Annotated in this window: 14 protein-coding genes and 1 tRNA gene; 5 read left to right on the forward strand and 10 right to left on the reverse strand. The window is 68.0% G+C overall.

Annotated elements, in window-relative coordinates:
* Nucleotides 1-71: 71 nt before the first annotated feature.
* The 5 genes from O4G76_RS12680 to malE all read right to left on the reverse strand — a co-directional run bounded on the left by O4G76_RS12680 (nt 72) and on the right by malE (nt 5,894).
* Nucleotides 72-905, reverse strand: a complete 834-nt coding sequence (locus O4G76_RS12680) for an NAD(P)-dependent oxidoreductase (protein WP_269397681.1) — start codon at nt 903-905, stop codon at nt 72-74.
* A gap of 22 nt (nt 906-927) precedes the next feature.
* Entirely contained in the window at nt 928-2,115 is a 1,188-nt protein-coding gene (locus tag O4G76_RS12685; protein ID WP_269397682.1) for an FAD-binding oxidoreductase, read from the reverse strand.
* Nucleotides 2,116-2,192: 77 nt separating this feature from the next.
* Nucleotides 2,193-3,083, reverse strand: coding sequence for a maltose ABC transporter permease MalG (gene malG, locus O4G76_RS12690; protein ID WP_269397683.1), 891 nt, complete (start codon nt 3,081-3,083; stop codon nt 2,193-2,195).
* On the reverse strand, nt 3,080-4,624 hold the full coding sequence (malF, locus tag O4G76_RS12695; RefSeq protein WP_269397684.1) for a maltose ABC transporter permease MalF: 1,545 nt from the start codon (nt 4,622-4,624) through the stop codon (nt 3,080-3,082). Before malF ends, malG begins: the two co-directional genes overlap by 4 nt.
* A gap of 103 nt (nt 4,625-4,727) precedes the next feature.
* Nucleotides 4,728-5,894, reverse strand: coding sequence for a maltose/maltodextrin ABC transporter substrate-binding protein MalE (malE, locus tag O4G76_RS12700; protein ID WP_269397685.1), 1,167 nt, complete (start codon nt 5,892-5,894; stop codon nt 4,728-4,730).
* Between the two features lie 193 nt (nt 5,895-6,087).
* Here malE and O4G76_RS12705 point away from each other — a divergent pair, with 193 nt between their 5' ends.
* On the forward strand, nt 6,088-7,143 hold the full coding sequence (locus O4G76_RS12705; protein ID WP_269397686.1) for a substrate-binding domain-containing protein: 1,056 nt from the start codon (nt 6,088-6,090) through the stop codon (nt 7,141-7,143).
* Nucleotides 7,128-8,237: an ABC transporter ATP-binding protein gene (locus O4G76_RS12710; RefSeq protein WP_269397687.1), complete on the forward strand. Its 1,110-nt coding sequence runs from the start codon at nt 7,128-7,130 to the stop codon at nt 8,235-8,237. The genes O4G76_RS12705 and O4G76_RS12710 overlap by 16 nt, the downstream gene beginning before the upstream one ends.
* Here O4G76_RS12710 and O4G76_RS12715 read toward each other — a convergent pair.
* The 3 genes from O4G76_RS12715 to O4G76_RS12725 form a co-directional block, all read right to left on the reverse strand.
* Nucleotides 8,215-8,619 carry a hypothetical protein gene (locus tag O4G76_RS12715; RefSeq protein WP_269397688.1) on the reverse strand — a complete coding sequence of 135 codons (405 nt, stop codon included), beginning with the start codon at nt 8,617-8,619 and terminating at the stop codon, nt 8,215-8,217. The two genes, O4G76_RS12710 and O4G76_RS12715, sit on opposite strands and share 23 nt — an antisense overlap.
* A 164-nt stretch (nt 8,620-8,783) precedes the next feature.
* Nucleotides 8,784-9,446 carry a GntR family transcriptional regulator gene (locus O4G76_RS12720; RefSeq protein WP_269397689.1) on the reverse strand — a complete coding sequence of 221 codons (663 nt, stop codon included), beginning with the start codon at nt 9,444-9,446 and terminating at the stop codon, nt 8,784-8,786.
* Nucleotides 9,443-10,153: a M48 family metallopeptidase gene (locus O4G76_RS12725; RefSeq protein ID WP_269397690.1), complete on the reverse strand. Its 711-nt coding sequence runs from the start codon at nt 10,151-10,153 to the stop codon at nt 9,443-9,445. The genes O4G76_RS12720 and O4G76_RS12725 overlap by 4 nt, the downstream gene beginning before the upstream one ends.
* Before the next feature lie 148 nt (nt 10,154-10,301).
* Between O4G76_RS12725 and O4G76_RS12730 the strand changes: the two genes are divergently transcribed.
* The 3 genes from O4G76_RS12730 to O4G76_RS12740 all read left to right on the forward strand — a co-directional run bounded on the left by O4G76_RS12730 (nt 10,302) and on the right by O4G76_RS12740 (nt 12,138).
* Entirely contained in the window at nt 10,302-10,634 is a 333-nt protein-coding gene (locus tag O4G76_RS12730; RefSeq protein ID WP_085896796.1) for a TIGR02300 family protein, read from the forward strand.
* 111 nt (nt 10,635-10,745) lie between these two features.
* A tRNA-Ala gene (locus tag O4G76_RS12735) sits at nt 10,746-10,821 on the forward strand.
* A gap of 447 nt (nt 10,822-11,268) precedes the next feature.
* Entirely contained in the window at nt 11,269-12,138 is an 870-nt protein-coding gene (locus O4G76_RS12740; RefSeq protein ID WP_269397691.1) for a CAP domain-containing protein, read from the forward strand.
* 78 nt (nt 12,139-12,216) lie between these two features.
* Here O4G76_RS12740 and lpdA read toward each other — a convergent pair whose 3' ends face one another.
* Both lpdA and O4G76_RS12750 read right to left on the reverse strand, forming a co-directional pair.
* A complete protein-coding gene (gene lpdA, locus O4G76_RS12745; RefSeq protein ID WP_269397692.1) occupies nt 12,217-13,605 on the reverse strand; it encodes a dihydrolipoyl dehydrogenase in 1,389 nt (462 codons plus the stop codon).
* 19 nt (nt 13,606-13,624) lie between these two features.
* A complete protein-coding gene (locus O4G76_RS12750; RefSeq protein ID WP_085896799.1) occupies nt 13,625-14,038 on the reverse strand; it encodes an MAPEG family protein in 414 nt (137 codons plus the stop codon).
* Nucleotides 14,039-14,052 lie beyond the last annotated feature (14 nt).

The raw sequence follows: 14,052 nt of genomic DNA on the forward strand, positions 1-14,052 counted from the left end.
TCCCCTTCGTCTTTCTCCCGAATACGCGGATGCCCTCGTTTCCGCTGGCGCGAGGGCGGGGTCGTGCGTCCTCAGTCGCCCGCGCTCATCCTCCGGATCGCCTCGACCCCGCTTTCTCCGAGCGGCACCACCGCGAAGGGCCCGCCGAGGCAGCGCTGCGCCCGGTCGGACGGGTCCGGCGTCTTCGTAGGCGGCAGCAGCCGGTCGGCCCAGTCCTCGGCATTGTCCTGCGGGTGGTAGCCGAGGAACGAGACCTTGTGGTTCGACACCGGCGCGCGGCTGTTGGCCGAGACGCCCCAAGCCACGGTGAAGCCGGTAACCGGCGTCGTCACGGAGGCCTCGACCAGTCGCACCAGATCGCCATGGCTCAGCCATGTGTGCAGCGCCCGGGCGTTCTGCGGCTCGGGCGTGCAGGAAAAGATACGCAGGCAGACCGCCTCGAGACCGCGCTTTTCCCAGAACATCCGGCCCATGTCCTCGGCGAAGCATTTCGACAGGCCGTAGAAGCTGTCGGGCTTGTGCGGCACGTCGGTATCGTGGCCGGCCATCGTCTCCTGCAGCCCAACCGCGTGCACCGAGGAGGCATAGACCACGCGCCGCGCGCCGGCACGATGCGCCGCCTCCCAGACCGTGTAGGCGCCGATGTAGTTCGGGCCGAGCAACTCCTCGAAGGGCCGCTCGTCGGGGATCGCGCCGAAATGCACGACCATCTCGGCGTCCCGCATCAGCGTCTCGATCGCGGGGAGATCGACGAGATCGGCCTGCACGAAGCGCTCGTTCGGCAGGAGCTCGGCCGGAGCCTCGGCGATGTCGGTCGAGAGCAACTCGTCCGCGAGCTTCGAGAGCGGTTCGCGCAGCTTCGAGCCGAGAGCGCCGCAGGCGCCGGTGAGGACGATCTTCTTCATGGGAGTCTCCTTGGTCGTCGGGTCAGATCACCGCCGCTTCGGTGAGCGCCCGGCCCTCGACGAGGCGTGCCACCGAGAGCGGTGCAAGGTCGAGGCTGCGCCAGGCCCCGTGGATGATGTGCTCGGCGATGCCGCGCCCCACCGCCGGGGCCTGTTGCAGCCCGTGGCCGGAAAAGCCGTTGGCGAAGAACAGGTTCGCGACCGCCGGATGCGGGCCCAGCAGCGCGTTCTGATCGAGCGTGTTGTAGGCGTAGTGACCGACCCACGAATTGCGCAGCTTCACCCGCTCGAAGGCGGGGATGCGGGCGGCCAGCGCCGGCCAGACGCGGTCCTCCCAGATCGCGTGGTCCATGGCGAAATCACCGGCGTCGCAGGCGCCGTCCGTCTCGGGCGGGCAGCCCGCCATGTAGAGCGCGCCGTCCGAGCGATAATGGATGCCGCAGGGATCGACGGTCAGCGGCAGCTTGCGCGGCAGCCTGTCTTCGGCCTCGAAGATGAAGGTATAGCGCTTGCGCGGCTCGACCGGGATGGCGATGCCGGCCATCGCTGCCACCCGCGCCGCACGCGGCCCGGCGGCGTTCACGACTTGGCCGCAGGCGACGGCGCTGCCGTCGGACAGCTCGACATGGGTGACGCGATCGCCCTCCAGCCGCAGCCCGGTGGCCTCGGCGCGGATTTCCTCGACGCCCATGCGCCGCGCCCGGCGGCGGAACTCCGAGAACATGGTGCCGCCGTCGAAGCAGCCTTCCTCGCCGGGATTGTGGCTTCCGAGCAGGATGTCGTCCCACGCCATGAAGGGAAAGGCCGTACGCAGCTGCGCCGGTGACAGCAGCCGCGTGCCAGCGCCCATCCGCGCCTGCAGCGCCTGCGCCGCACGCAGCCTGTCGGCCGAGGCCTGATCGGCGGCGAGATAGAGATAACCGAAATCGTCGAGGTGGATGTCGGGCGCGTCCTCGCCCGCGTAATCCCGAAAAGCGCGAATGAACTCCAGCCCGAAGCGGCTGATCGCGACGTTCACCTCGGTACCGAACTGCATGCGGATGCAGGAATTGGTGTGGCTGGTCGAAGCGAACTCGAAGGAGGGATCGCGCTCGACCACGAGGATGCGACCGTCGAATCCCGGATCGCGCGCGAGCCACCATGCCACGGCGCTGCCGATCATCGCGCCGCCGATGATCACCACGTCATATGAGGAATGCGCCGCTGCCATGGGGTGACGCTAGGCCGCTCGGAAGACAAAAGAAAGGGGCCGCTGCGGGCCCCTTTCTCCGAAGCTCGGCGGAGGCCTCAGCCCTTGACCGCCCCCTCCGAGAGTCCCGAGACGAGGTAGCGCTGGGCGATCAGGAACACGATGGTGATCGGCAGGCCCGAGAGGATCGCGGCGGCGGCGAAATCGCCCCAGAGATACTTGAACTCGTTGAGATAGAGCCGCGAGCCGACCGCCAGAGTCATCTGGTCCTCGGAGCGGATCAGCACGCTGGCGATGGGGTAGTCGTTGATCACGCCGATGAAGCTCAGCACGAAGACCACCGCCATGATCGGCACCGCAAGCGGCAGGAAGATGTAGCGGAAGGTCTGCCACGCGCTCGCGCCGTCGATCTCGGCGGCCTTGTCGAGCGCGGTGTCGACGCTGTCGAAATAGCCCTTGATGGTCCAGATATGCAGCGTGATCTGGCTCAGATAGACGAGGATCAGCGCGAGGTGGCTGTTGATCCCGAGCGCGGGCGTCACCTCGCCCAGCGCGTCGAAGATCGCGAAGATCGCCACCAGCGCCAGCGTCGTCGGGAACATCTGGATCAGGAACAGCCCGTCGAGCAGGCCCTGCTTGCCACGGATGCGGATCCGGCTGAAGGCATAGGCCGAGATGGTCGAGAGCGCGAGCACGCCCGCGGAGGCGATCAGCCCGATCTTGATCGAGTTCCACATCCACAGGAGCACCGGGTAGGGCGGCGCGACCACCGTGCCGTCGGCGCGGGTGTAGTCGAGCCCGAAGGCGAGGTACCAGTGCTCCAACGTCGGGTTCTCGGGCCAGAGCGATCCGGTGGCAAAGTTGCCCTCCCGGAAGCTGATCGAGACGATCATGAAGAATGGGAACAGGATCAGCGCCAGAAAGATCAGCATGAAGCCATGCGCGGCGATCTTCTTGATCCTCAGGTCGCGCGGGCGTTCGACGATCATCGGCCGGACCTCTTGGCTGCGGCGCGGCGCATGGCCACGAAGTTGGCATATGAGATGGCGGCCACGACGAGGAAGATCAGCAGCGTGATCGCCCCCGCGAGGCCGAATTGCTGGCCCGAATCCTGAAAGGCGAGGCGGTAGGTGAAACTCGCGAGAATGTCGGTCTCGCCCGCCGGGATCACCGTGCCGGGGATGTCGGGCCCGCCGCGCGTCAGCAGCAGGATCAGTACGAGGTTGTTGAAGTTGAAGGCGAAGGCCGCGATCAGCAGCGGCAGGAAGGGCGGGATGATCTGCGGAAGGGTGATGGTGAAGAACACCCGCAGGCTGGATGCCCCTTCGAGGGCGGCGGCCTTCTTGTGGTCCTGCGGCACCGCCTGCAGGAAGCCCATGGCGAGCAGCATCATGTAGGGATAGCCGAGCCAGATATTGACGAAGAGGATCATCACCCGGGCGAGATTGCCGTCGGTGAACCAGTCGGGGCGGATGCCGAACAGCGCCTCGAGGATCAGGTTGATCTCTCCGAAATTCTGGTTGAACAGCCCGCGAAACACGAGGATCGAGATGAAGCCCGGCACCGCGTAGGGCAGGATCAGCAGGATCCGGTACAGCGTCTTGAAACGCAGATGCTCCCACTGGAGGATCACCGCCAGCAACAGCCCCACGGCGAAGACGCCCGCCACCGACAGCGCCGCGAAGGCGAAGGTCCAGGCGAAGATCGAGAGCATCGGGCCGCGTACGCCCTTGGATTCGAGGATGCGCTGAAAATTGTCGAAGCCGACGCCCACGCGCCAGCCCGGCGGCACCGGCTCGCCATCCGGCGTCTCGAAGAAACCGGTGTCGTGATTAGCGGTGAGGACGAGCCCGTCCGAGCTGCGGGTCAGCATGTCCTCGCCGCTGCGCACGAAGTCGGGCGTGACGCTGGCGAAGGTCCTGAGCCCGGCATTGCGCAGGTCGATCTCGTCGGGGGTGGTCAGCGTCAGGCTCTGCAGACCCGCGCGCAGCTTGATCGCTTCTCGGGGGCTGAGCAGGTCGAGCGGCGGCTCGGCAGGCGCAAGCGTCACCGCCTCCTCCTCGACCGCCAGCGTCACCGGCTCGGAGAGGAGCCCGCTTTCGGGCAGCCAGATGCGGTAGCCGTCGCCATCGCGGGCCACCGTGAAAGGCTGTTCGGTCTCGGGATCAACCGTGCCGCGCGAGGTCAGCACCTCGATCGTCCGCTCGTAGGACAGCAGGTTGAACGAGGAGTAGTTCGTGAAGCCGAGCCAGATCGTATAGGCGACCGGGAAGGCGATGAAGACCAGCACCGCCGCGACGCCGGGGAAGATGAAACGCGCGCCGTAGAAGCGGTTGGCACCGAAGATCACCACGAATCCAGTGGCCACCGCGAGCAGGATCGCGCCGAAGAGCGGCTGCGCGATCTGGTAGAGGAAGAAGGCGCCGTAGAGCATCGCCACGCCCAGCACCGCCACGACGGCCAGGCGCAGCCAAGGCCAGGTTTCGATATGCGTCTCGGACGGGCCGGGGCCCGCATCGGCGATGGTCATGTCGGTGATCCCTCCCGGAGCACGCCGCGTCCTTGGCCCTTGGGCTGCCCCGGCGGCGACGGGGCAGGGGGCCGGGGCGACGATGCCGCCCCGGGCTTGGCGCTTATTCGCCCTTGATCCGGGCGGCGGCGTCGTCGAGCGCCGCCTGCGGCTCCTGCGCGCCGTTGGTGATATTGGTCAGCGCCGGCTGCATCGCGGCCCAGAACGCGCCCATCTCGGGGTTCGAGGGCATCGGGATGCCGTCCTTGGCGACGTCGAGCATGGCGCTCACCTTCTCGTCGTCCTGCGCCGCGGCGGCCGACTGGTCGGCCAGCGCACCCAGCGCACCGCTCTCGTTCCAGACGCTCAGCCCCTCGTCGGTGAGCAGGTAGCTTTCGATGAACTCCTGCGCGAGGTCGAGATTGGGCGAGGCGGCGTTCAGGGCCAGCGCCTGCACCCCAAGGAAGGGCGGGGCCAGCTCGCCATCGACCTTGGGCAGCGGCGCCACGCCGAAATCGATGCCCGATCCGGCGAGGTTGGCCCAGGCCCACGGCCCGTTGATGACCATGGCGACCTCGCCATTGTTCATCGCGCCTTCCATGACGCCGTAATCGACGCCCTTGGGCATGACGCCGTCCTCGATCAGCGAGGCCAGCACCTCGGCGCCCTCGACCGCGCCCTCGGTGTTCACGCCCGAGGTCGCACCGTCATAGGAGCCTTCGACCTTCTGGAAGGCGAAGCCGCCGTTGGCCGCGAGCATCGGGAAGGTGAAATAGGTGTTGTTGTAGTCCCACAGGATCGGCGCCACGCCCTCGGGCAGCTCCATCGCCGCAATCTCCGAGAAATCGGCGGGCGGGGTGTCGACGTATTCCTTGTTGTAGATCAGGTGCGCGGCCTCGACCGCGACCGGGTAGCCCCATGTGGCGCCGTCGAAGGTCACGGCCTCCATCGCGGCGGGCAGGATGCCGTCGGTGAAATCGGCGCCGGGGGTCACGGGGGCGATGATGCCGCCCGTGGCCCATTCGCCGAGACGGTCATGCGCGTGCATCACGATGTCCGGCCCGTCACCGGTGGCGGCGGCCTGCTGGAACTTCTCGGGCAGCGGCTCGACCACGGCCACCTCGACCGGCACGCCGAACTCCTCCTCGAAGGTCTTGCCGATCTCGCGCAGCGCGTCGGGGGCGCGGTTGTCGCCGGTCCAGATCAGCAGCTTGCCATCCTCGAAGGCCAGCGCCGGCGCGGCCGACAGCATCAACAGCGCCACGGCGCCGAGGGTCTTGGTCTTGGTCATGTCATCCTCCCAGATCGTCCCGCCGCCGGGTCCTCCCCACGGCGCGATTCGCGGCACGATAGCAAAGCGGCCGGTTTTCTCAAACCGCTTTGAGGCTGACGGCGGGACACCGAGCTTTTCGTTGCAATTGCGGGGGCGCGAGGCATAGATTGCCGCTGCAAGCGCTTTGAACGGCCGGGGGAGGGGTCGCGGCATGGCGACTCTCAAGGACATCTCCACCGAGCTCGGTCTCTCGGTCGCCACGGTGAGCCGGGCGCTCAACGGCTTTCCGGAGGTCGGCGCCCGGACCCGGGCCCGGGTGCAGGAGGCGGCGACGCGGCTGGGCTACCGGCCCAACCGCTCGGCGCAGCGGCTGGCGACCGGCCGCTCGGGCGTGGTCGGCATGATCGTCAAGCTGCGCGCCGACATGTCGGCCGACCAGACCTTCTTCGACGTGCTGACCACGCTGACTGCCGAGTTGGCGGCGCGCGATCTCGACCTCGTGCTCTCGGTCGATCAGGGCAACGACCCGGTCGCGCCCTACGAGCGGATGCTGGAGCGCGACCTGCTCGACGGCTTCGTGCTGAACGCGCCGGTGCCGAACGATCCGCGGCCGGGCTTTCTGCGTGCGCGCGGCGTGCCCTTCGTGATGCACGGCCAGGCCCATGCCGCGCCGGATTACGCCTTCTTCGGCATCGACAATCGCGCCGTCTGCGCCGACGCGGTCGAGCTGCTTGCCAGCCTCGGCCATGCCCGGATTGCGCTGATCAACGGCGAGGCGCGCTTCGCCTTTGCCGAGGATCGCGAGCAGGGATTTCGTGCCGCCATGGCGGTGGAGGGGCTGGCGGTGCCCGATGGCTTCGTCGCGGGTGGCGCGCCGACCGAGAGCACCGGCTACACGCAGGCGCTGGCGTGGCTCTCGGGACGAGCCGGGCCGCGGCCCACCGCGATTCTCTGCGCCACCACCCCGGTGGCACAGGGCGTGCTGCGCGCGGCGCGCGATCTCGGGCTTTCGATGCCGGGGGACCTTTCGGTCATCGCGCATGACGACGCGCTGCCCGGCATCCGGCCCGCGCATTTCAACCCGGCCCTGACCGTGACCCACGCGCCGCTGCGCGACGCCTGCGCACCGCTGGCGCAGATGCTCGTCGACCATCTGAACGGCGCGCCGCCCGCGCGCCTGCAAACCGTGAACCGGGCCGGGCTGATCGTCCGGGCCTCGACCGGCCCCGTCCCGAAGGGAGAGGAGAGACCATGGCAGACCCCGTGACCAGCGCGCTGCGCGCCGACCGGCTCAAGAAGAGCTATGGCGGCGTCGAGGTGCTGCATTCGATCGATATCGACATGAAGCCGGGCGAATTCCTCGTCCTCGTCGGCCCGTCCGGCTGCGGCAAGTCCACGCTGCTCAACTGCATCGCCGGGCTCGAGGAGATCTCGGGCGGCGCGCTTGAGATCGGGGGGCGCGACGTGACGCACGAGCCGCCAAAGGACCGCGACATCGCCATGGTGTTCCAGTCCTACGCGCTCTACCCGACGATGAACGTGGCCGAGAACATCGGCTTCGGCATGAAGGTGCGCAAGGTCCCCAAGGCCGAGGCGCAGCGCAAGATCGAGGAGGTCGCGAAGCTCCTGCGGATCGACCACCTGCTCGACCGCAAGCCTTCCCAGCTCTCGGGTGGCCAGCGCCAGCGCGTCGCGATGGGCCGGGCGCTGGTGCGCGATCCCAAGCTGTTTCTGTTCGACGAGCCGCTGTCGAACCTCGATGCCAAGCTGCGCGTCGAGATGCGCGCCGAGATCAAGCGCATCCACAAGACCACCCATGCCTCGATCGTCTATGTCACCCACGACCAGATCGAGGCGATGACGCTGGCCAGCCGGATCGTCGTGCTCAAGGGCGGTGTGGTGCAGCAGATCGGCACGCCGCAGGAGATCTACGACACGCCCGCCAATACCTTCGTCGCGGATTTCATGGGCTCGCCACCGATGAACCTCGTACCCGCCCGCGTCACAGAAACCGGCCTCGACATCGACGGCACCCCGCTCGCCATGGGGCCGGGTTGGCGCGCGGCCGATCTGCCGGCGCGGGTGACGCTCGGCATCCGGCCCGAGCATCTGAGCCGGGCCACCGGCACCCCCGACCTCGTGGTCGCGCCGAAGATGATCGAGAACACCGGCGCCGAGGCCTATGTCAATTTCGTGCTCGGTGGCGAAACCATCACCGCGCGGCTGCCGGGCCGGATCCCCGAGGACGCCACCGACCATGTCGATCTCGCGGTGGCGCGAGAGGGGCTGTGCCTGTTCGACATCGAGACCGGCACCCGGATCGAGCGGGCGCCGGCGCTCAGTGCAGCCGTCGCCGGCTGATCCCGGCGCGGCGCAGGCCGAGGCCCAGCGCCTCGGCCAGATGGGCGGCCTCCGCCGCGGCCTCCGGCCGCAGGAACGCCATGGCGAGCATCATCGCCTCTTCCCGCGCGGCTTCGGAGCCATGGCCGATCAGCCGCGCGAACCAGGCTTCATCGGCACCGAGACAGGCGCAGTCGGCGGCGTGGCGCATCAGCGGCCGACGTCCCGTCGTGGCGCAGAGCCGCGCCAGCGCGTCGAGCGCGCGCGCCGCCGCACCGGCCGAGCCGGGGTCGAGATCGGGGGCGAGCCGGGCGGCCACGGCCTCGAAGCCGGCATCGCACCACAGCCTGAGCAGCCGCACGGCGCGCGCCTCGACCGCGCCGAGATCGTCGAGACGCCCCACCGGCGCACCGCCGATGGGACTGCGGGGACGGGAATCGTCGGAAGGAAAATCTTGGGGAAAGTCGCGGGGCATGACGGGCCTCGATGGTCCTGAACGCGTCCGGCTTGCGACGGCTGGTCCGTCGTGGCTGAGCCATACCTGACAATAAATGTCGTGTATGTCAATCACCCCTTCAGCAGCCGCAGCCCCTGGGTCACATCGGTCCGCACCGCCAGCCGCAGTCCCGGCTCGTCCCCGGCCCTGAGCGCCGCGAGGATCAGCTTGTGATGATAGGGCGGCTCGGTGCGGCGCAGTCGCCCGTAAAGCGCCCGCATGGTGGGGCCGAGCTGCAGCCAGACGGTCTCGGTCATGGCGAGGATCGCGGGCGACTGGGCCCGCAGGTAGAGCGTGCGGTGAAATTCGAGATTCATGCGGATATAGCCGGTGGCGTCGTGCCGGGCGACCATCTGGCTGACCCCGGCATTGATCGCTTCGAGCCGGTCGATCAGCGCGAAATGCGCCCGTGGCAGCGCCCGCGAGGCCAGTTCCGGCTCGAGCATGGCGCGCAGCGCTGCCAGTTCCTCGATCCGCTCGTTGGTGAGTGCCGGCGTCGCGACGCGGCCCGAGGAGGAGAGCGACAGCGCGCCCTCGGCCACCAGCCGCCGCACCGCTTCGCGGGCGGGGGTCATCGACACCTCGAACAGCTTGCCGATGCCGCGCAGCGTCAGCGATTCACCGGGGGCGATCTCGCCATGCATGATGCGGGTTCTGAGCGAGCGATACACCCGGTCATGCGCCGCCCCGGCGGGGTCGGGGGCGCGGGGGGTGGCGACGGCGGGCGGGATCACGCGGTGGCTCCGGCGGGGGCGGTGAAATCGATCCGCTGCAGCGCGTCGCCATGCAGACGCAGCCAGTCGCGCGCGGCGCGATGCTGCGGGAACAGCTGCTCGCACACCGCCCAGAAGGCGGGCGAGTGGTTCATCTCGGCCAGATGCGCGACCTCGTGGGCGGCGACGTAGTCGCCGATCTCGGGCGGCGCCATGACCAGCCGCCAGGACAGCATGATGTCGCCCTTCGAGCTGCACGATCCCCAGCGCGAGCGGGTGTCGCGAAAGCTCAGCCGCCCGGTACGGCGGCCCAGCGCGGCGGCGTGGCGGTCCACGGCGGCCGAAAGGCGATCGCGGGCGCGGGCCTTGAGGAAGGCCATCGCCCGCGCCGGGGCGCGCGCCGCGTCATCGGGCAGGAGCAGCACCCGCCCCTCGAGCCGTGGGCTGCGCAGGGCGGCGGGCCGCAGCGCGATTTCCTCGCCCAGATAGGGCAGCGAGCCGCCCAGCCGCACCGCGCGTGGCGGCGCCACCCGTTCGAGATGACCGCGCACCCAGGCCTCGCGTTCGCGCAGGAAGGCCAGCGCCTCGCGCTCGGGCGTGCGGCGGGGCAGCGTCAGCGTCACCCGCCCGTCGCGATGCGAGACCCGAAGCGTGATTCGCCCCGCCCGATCCGAGCGGCGCAGCGCCACCGTTAGGGGCGGGTTGCCCGGCAGCACGTGTTCACCCATATCCCGCTTGCCTCCCTCCGCCCAAAGGCTTTGACAGCCTGCCGCGCTTATGGCAGGGGAGCGCGATCCGCCGCAAGGCCGAGGCGCGTTTCGCGCCCGGGCCGGCGCGCCCGCCGATCATCGTCGCACGGAACTGGAAGGACAGCCCATGCCGAAGGAAGAATGGGGAACCAAGCGCATCTGCCCGACCACGGGCAAGCGCTTCTATGACCTGAACGCAAACCCGATCATCAGCCCCTATACCGGGCAGGTGGTCACGCTCGACACCGGCAAGCACCGCACCATGGTGGCGGATGCCGAGGACGCGCAGACCAAGAAGATGAAGAAGTCCTCGGAGGATGACGAGGAGCTGCTGCTCGACGACGACGACAGCGACGATGACGACGTCGATCTGGGCGATGACGTGCTCGATGATGACGACGACAGCGATGACGTGTCGCTCGACGAGCTGGCCGATGTTCCGGCCGAGGACGACGAGTAAGATTTTTCGGCCCGGGCGCGTGTTTTCCGCTTGCACCCGCCCGGCGCCACCCTTAGAGAGCGGCACACGGGCAGCGACGCTGACCGACACGGCGGAAACGCCGGACATGATGGGGCCTTAGCTCAGCTGGGAGAGCGCTTGCATGGCATGCAAGAGGTCAGGGGTTCGATCCCCCTAGGCTCCACCATCATCCTCCAGACGCCTTTATATTAGCTATGCGGATCGAACCTGATCCGAACATGCTTCATTTGCCCTGAGCGGTCCCGACGGGCCCTCGAGCGTGCAAACGGCCTATCTCCGCTTCTTCGTAGTGCCGCCCGGCAGGATAATCACACGTTCCGCGCCGCGTGCGTCCGCCCCGGTCTGCCGTAAGCCCATGACCGCGGGTTCGGGGGCTGCCACCCCATACGCAGGCCGTCCCGTTGCGCTTTTACAACCATCAGGCATGTTTTCGCGGCCGGGGGGCATAGCCGCTAAGTGGTACTTGTTCGGCAAAGTTCGGCTAGGTCGAACGGCGTTTCGCGGCGCGAAACCGCCTTTTCTCCCCCGTACCGCCTCACCGGCTTCGCAATTCGCATGATCCTGCATAGGGCAACCGGCGCAAACCGGTACCGATCAAGGATCACCACTACACATGTCTATCGCGAACGACCTCGAACGGCAGATGCTGTCGCTGATCAACGAAGAGCGGAGCACGCTCGGTCTCAGCTCCCTCAAGCTCGAACTCAACCTGAACGACTCGAGCGAGGATCACAGCAATTGGATGCTGCAGAGCGATACCTTCTCCCATACCGGCCAGGGCGGCTCGAGCGCGACCGACCGCATGCGCGCCGCCGATTTCGACTTCTCCGGAAGCTGGGCCTCGGGCGAGAACCTCGCCTGGCAGTCCGAGCGCGGCGCCTCCGGGCTCTCCGATGACGTGGTCGATCTGCACGAATCGCTGATGAACAGCCCGGGCCACCGCGCCAACATCCTGAACCCCGACTTCGAATATGTCGGCATCGGGATCGAGCGCGGCGATTTCAAGGGTTGGGATGGTGTCATGGTCACCCAGAACTTTGCCCGCACCGGCGGACAGGTTGATCTGGATAATGGCGCTTCGACGACACCCTCGGACACCTCGGCGCCCCAGAACACGCCGGTCGCTCAGGACACCGCACCGGTCGTTACCGTGGACGATGTGACGCTCGGCAAGGCGAAGGGCGGCTATCGGACCCGTCTCGACAAGCATCTCGAGGTTGCCGACACCGATGGCGACGCGATCAAGTGGTTCGAACTGCGCGACACCGCGGGGCGCGACAACTTCATCTTCAAGGGCCAGGGCCGGATCGATGCCGATGACGGGGTTCGGATCGCCGCCGACGATCTCGACATGATCCGGCTGCGGGTCAATCGCCGTCTCGGCGAGACAGAACTCGAGGTGCGGGCCTCCGACGGGCAGGACTCCGGCGAGTGGGAGGTTTTCACCCTCACCACGCTGAGCGCCGAGGACTGGCTCGCCTGATCGAGGCTGCGCCCAGCTCGGAGAACTTCGACGGCCGCCTCCGGGCGGCCGTCTCTCGTTTTGCGGCAGCCGTGGCGATCAGGCGTGGATCGCGCCGTCGCCCAGTGCCAGCGCCGCCTCGCGCACGCCCTCGCTATAGGTGGGGTGGGCGTGGCAGGTGCGGGCCAGATCCTCGGCGGCGGCGCCGAACTCCATCGCCACGCAAACCTCGTGGATCAGGTCGCCGGCCATCGGGCCGATGATATGCGCGCCGAGGATCCGGTCGGTCTTTTTGTCGGCGAGGATCTTCACGAAGCCCTCGGCCGAGAAGTTGGCCTTTGCCCGCGCGTTGCCGAGGAACGGGAACTTGCCGACCTTGTAGCCGCGGCCTTCCTCCTTGAGCTGCTCCTCGGTCTTGCCGACGGTCGCCACCTCGGGGTGGGTGTAGACGACGCCGGGGATCACCTCGTAATTCACGTGGCCCTTCTGGCCCGCGAGGATCTCGGCGATCGCCACGCCCTCATCCTCGGCCTTGTGCGCGAGCATCAGCCCGGGCACCGCGTCGCCGATCGCATAGACGCCGTCGACGCTGGTCTTGAAATGATCGTCGATCTTGATCTGACCGCGATCGGTCATCTCGACGCCGAGCTCTTCGAGACCCAGCCCTTCGACATAGGGCTTGCGACCGGTGGCCACGAGCACGCAATCGGCCGTCAGGCTTTCCTCGCTGTCGTCCTTGCGGCTCTTCCAGGTCACGGTGGCCTTCTCGCCCTCGACCGCGACACCCTGGACCGCCGAACCCAACACGAACTTCAGCCCCTGCTTGGTCAGGATCTTCTGGAAGTTGCGAGCGACTTCGGCATCCATGCCCGGCGTGATCGCGTCGAGATACTCGACCACGGTGACCTCGCTGCCGAGACGGCGATAGACCGAGCCCAGCTCCAGCCCGATCACGCCGGCGCCGATCACCACCATCTTCTCGGGGATGCGGCCCAGCTCCAGCGCGCCGGTCGAGGTCACGACGACCTTCTCGTCGATCTCGACATTGGGGATCGAGGAGGGGACGGAGCCCGAGGCGATGACGATGTGCTTGGCCTCGTGGGTCTCGTCGCCGACCTTGACCTTGCCCGCCTCGGGGATCGAGCCCCAGCCCTTGAGCCAGTCGATCTTGTTCTTCTTGAACAGGAATTCGATGCCGCCAGTGTTCTGGCCGACGCTGTCGCGCTTGTAGGCGAGCATCTGGTCCCAATCCACCGTCGGCGTCTCGGCCTTCAGGCCCATCTTGGCGAAGTTGTGCTCGGCCTCGTGCAGCGCGTGGGTGGCGTGCAGCAGCGCCTTGGAGGGGATGCAACCCACGTTGAGGCAGGTGCCGCCCAGCGTCTCGCGCCCCTCGACCACCGCGGTCTTGAGGCCGAGCTGGGCCGCCTTGATGGCGCAGACATAGCCGCCGGGGCCGGCGCCGATGACGATGAGATCGTAGGATGCCATGGAAAACTCCTGTGGGGTGTCAGACGAGGGCGAGGCCGATCATCGCGATGGTGGCGCAGAACCCCACCAGCCAGATCAGCGACCGCCAGGGCCGGAGCCCGAAATAATAGGCGGGGACGTAGAGCACCCGCGCCGCGAGATAGGTCCAGGCCAGCAGGCCCGACAGACCAGTGGTCTTGTCGCCGAGGATCAGCACGACGACGGCGAGGGTGAACAGGATCAACCCCTCGAAATGGTTGTTCAGCGCCCGATAGAGCCGCCCGGTGCGCGGGCTGGCCAAGGCTTCGAGCGGCGCGCCGAGCCGCTGCGGATCGCGCGGCCCGAGCGTGCGGCCAAAGCCCAGCTCGCGGTTGGCGCGCACCGACAGCCAGACATATTGCCCGGCCTGCAGCAGCCCGGCCAAGGCCAGAACCTGAAGCTCGGGGGCCGTCATCGCGGCCCCAGCGA

The organism is Limimaricola sp. G21655-S1 (assembly GCF_027213785.1).
Taxonomy (GTDB): Bacteria; Pseudomonadota; Alphaproteobacteria; order Rhodobacterales; family Rhodobacteraceae; genus Limimaricola.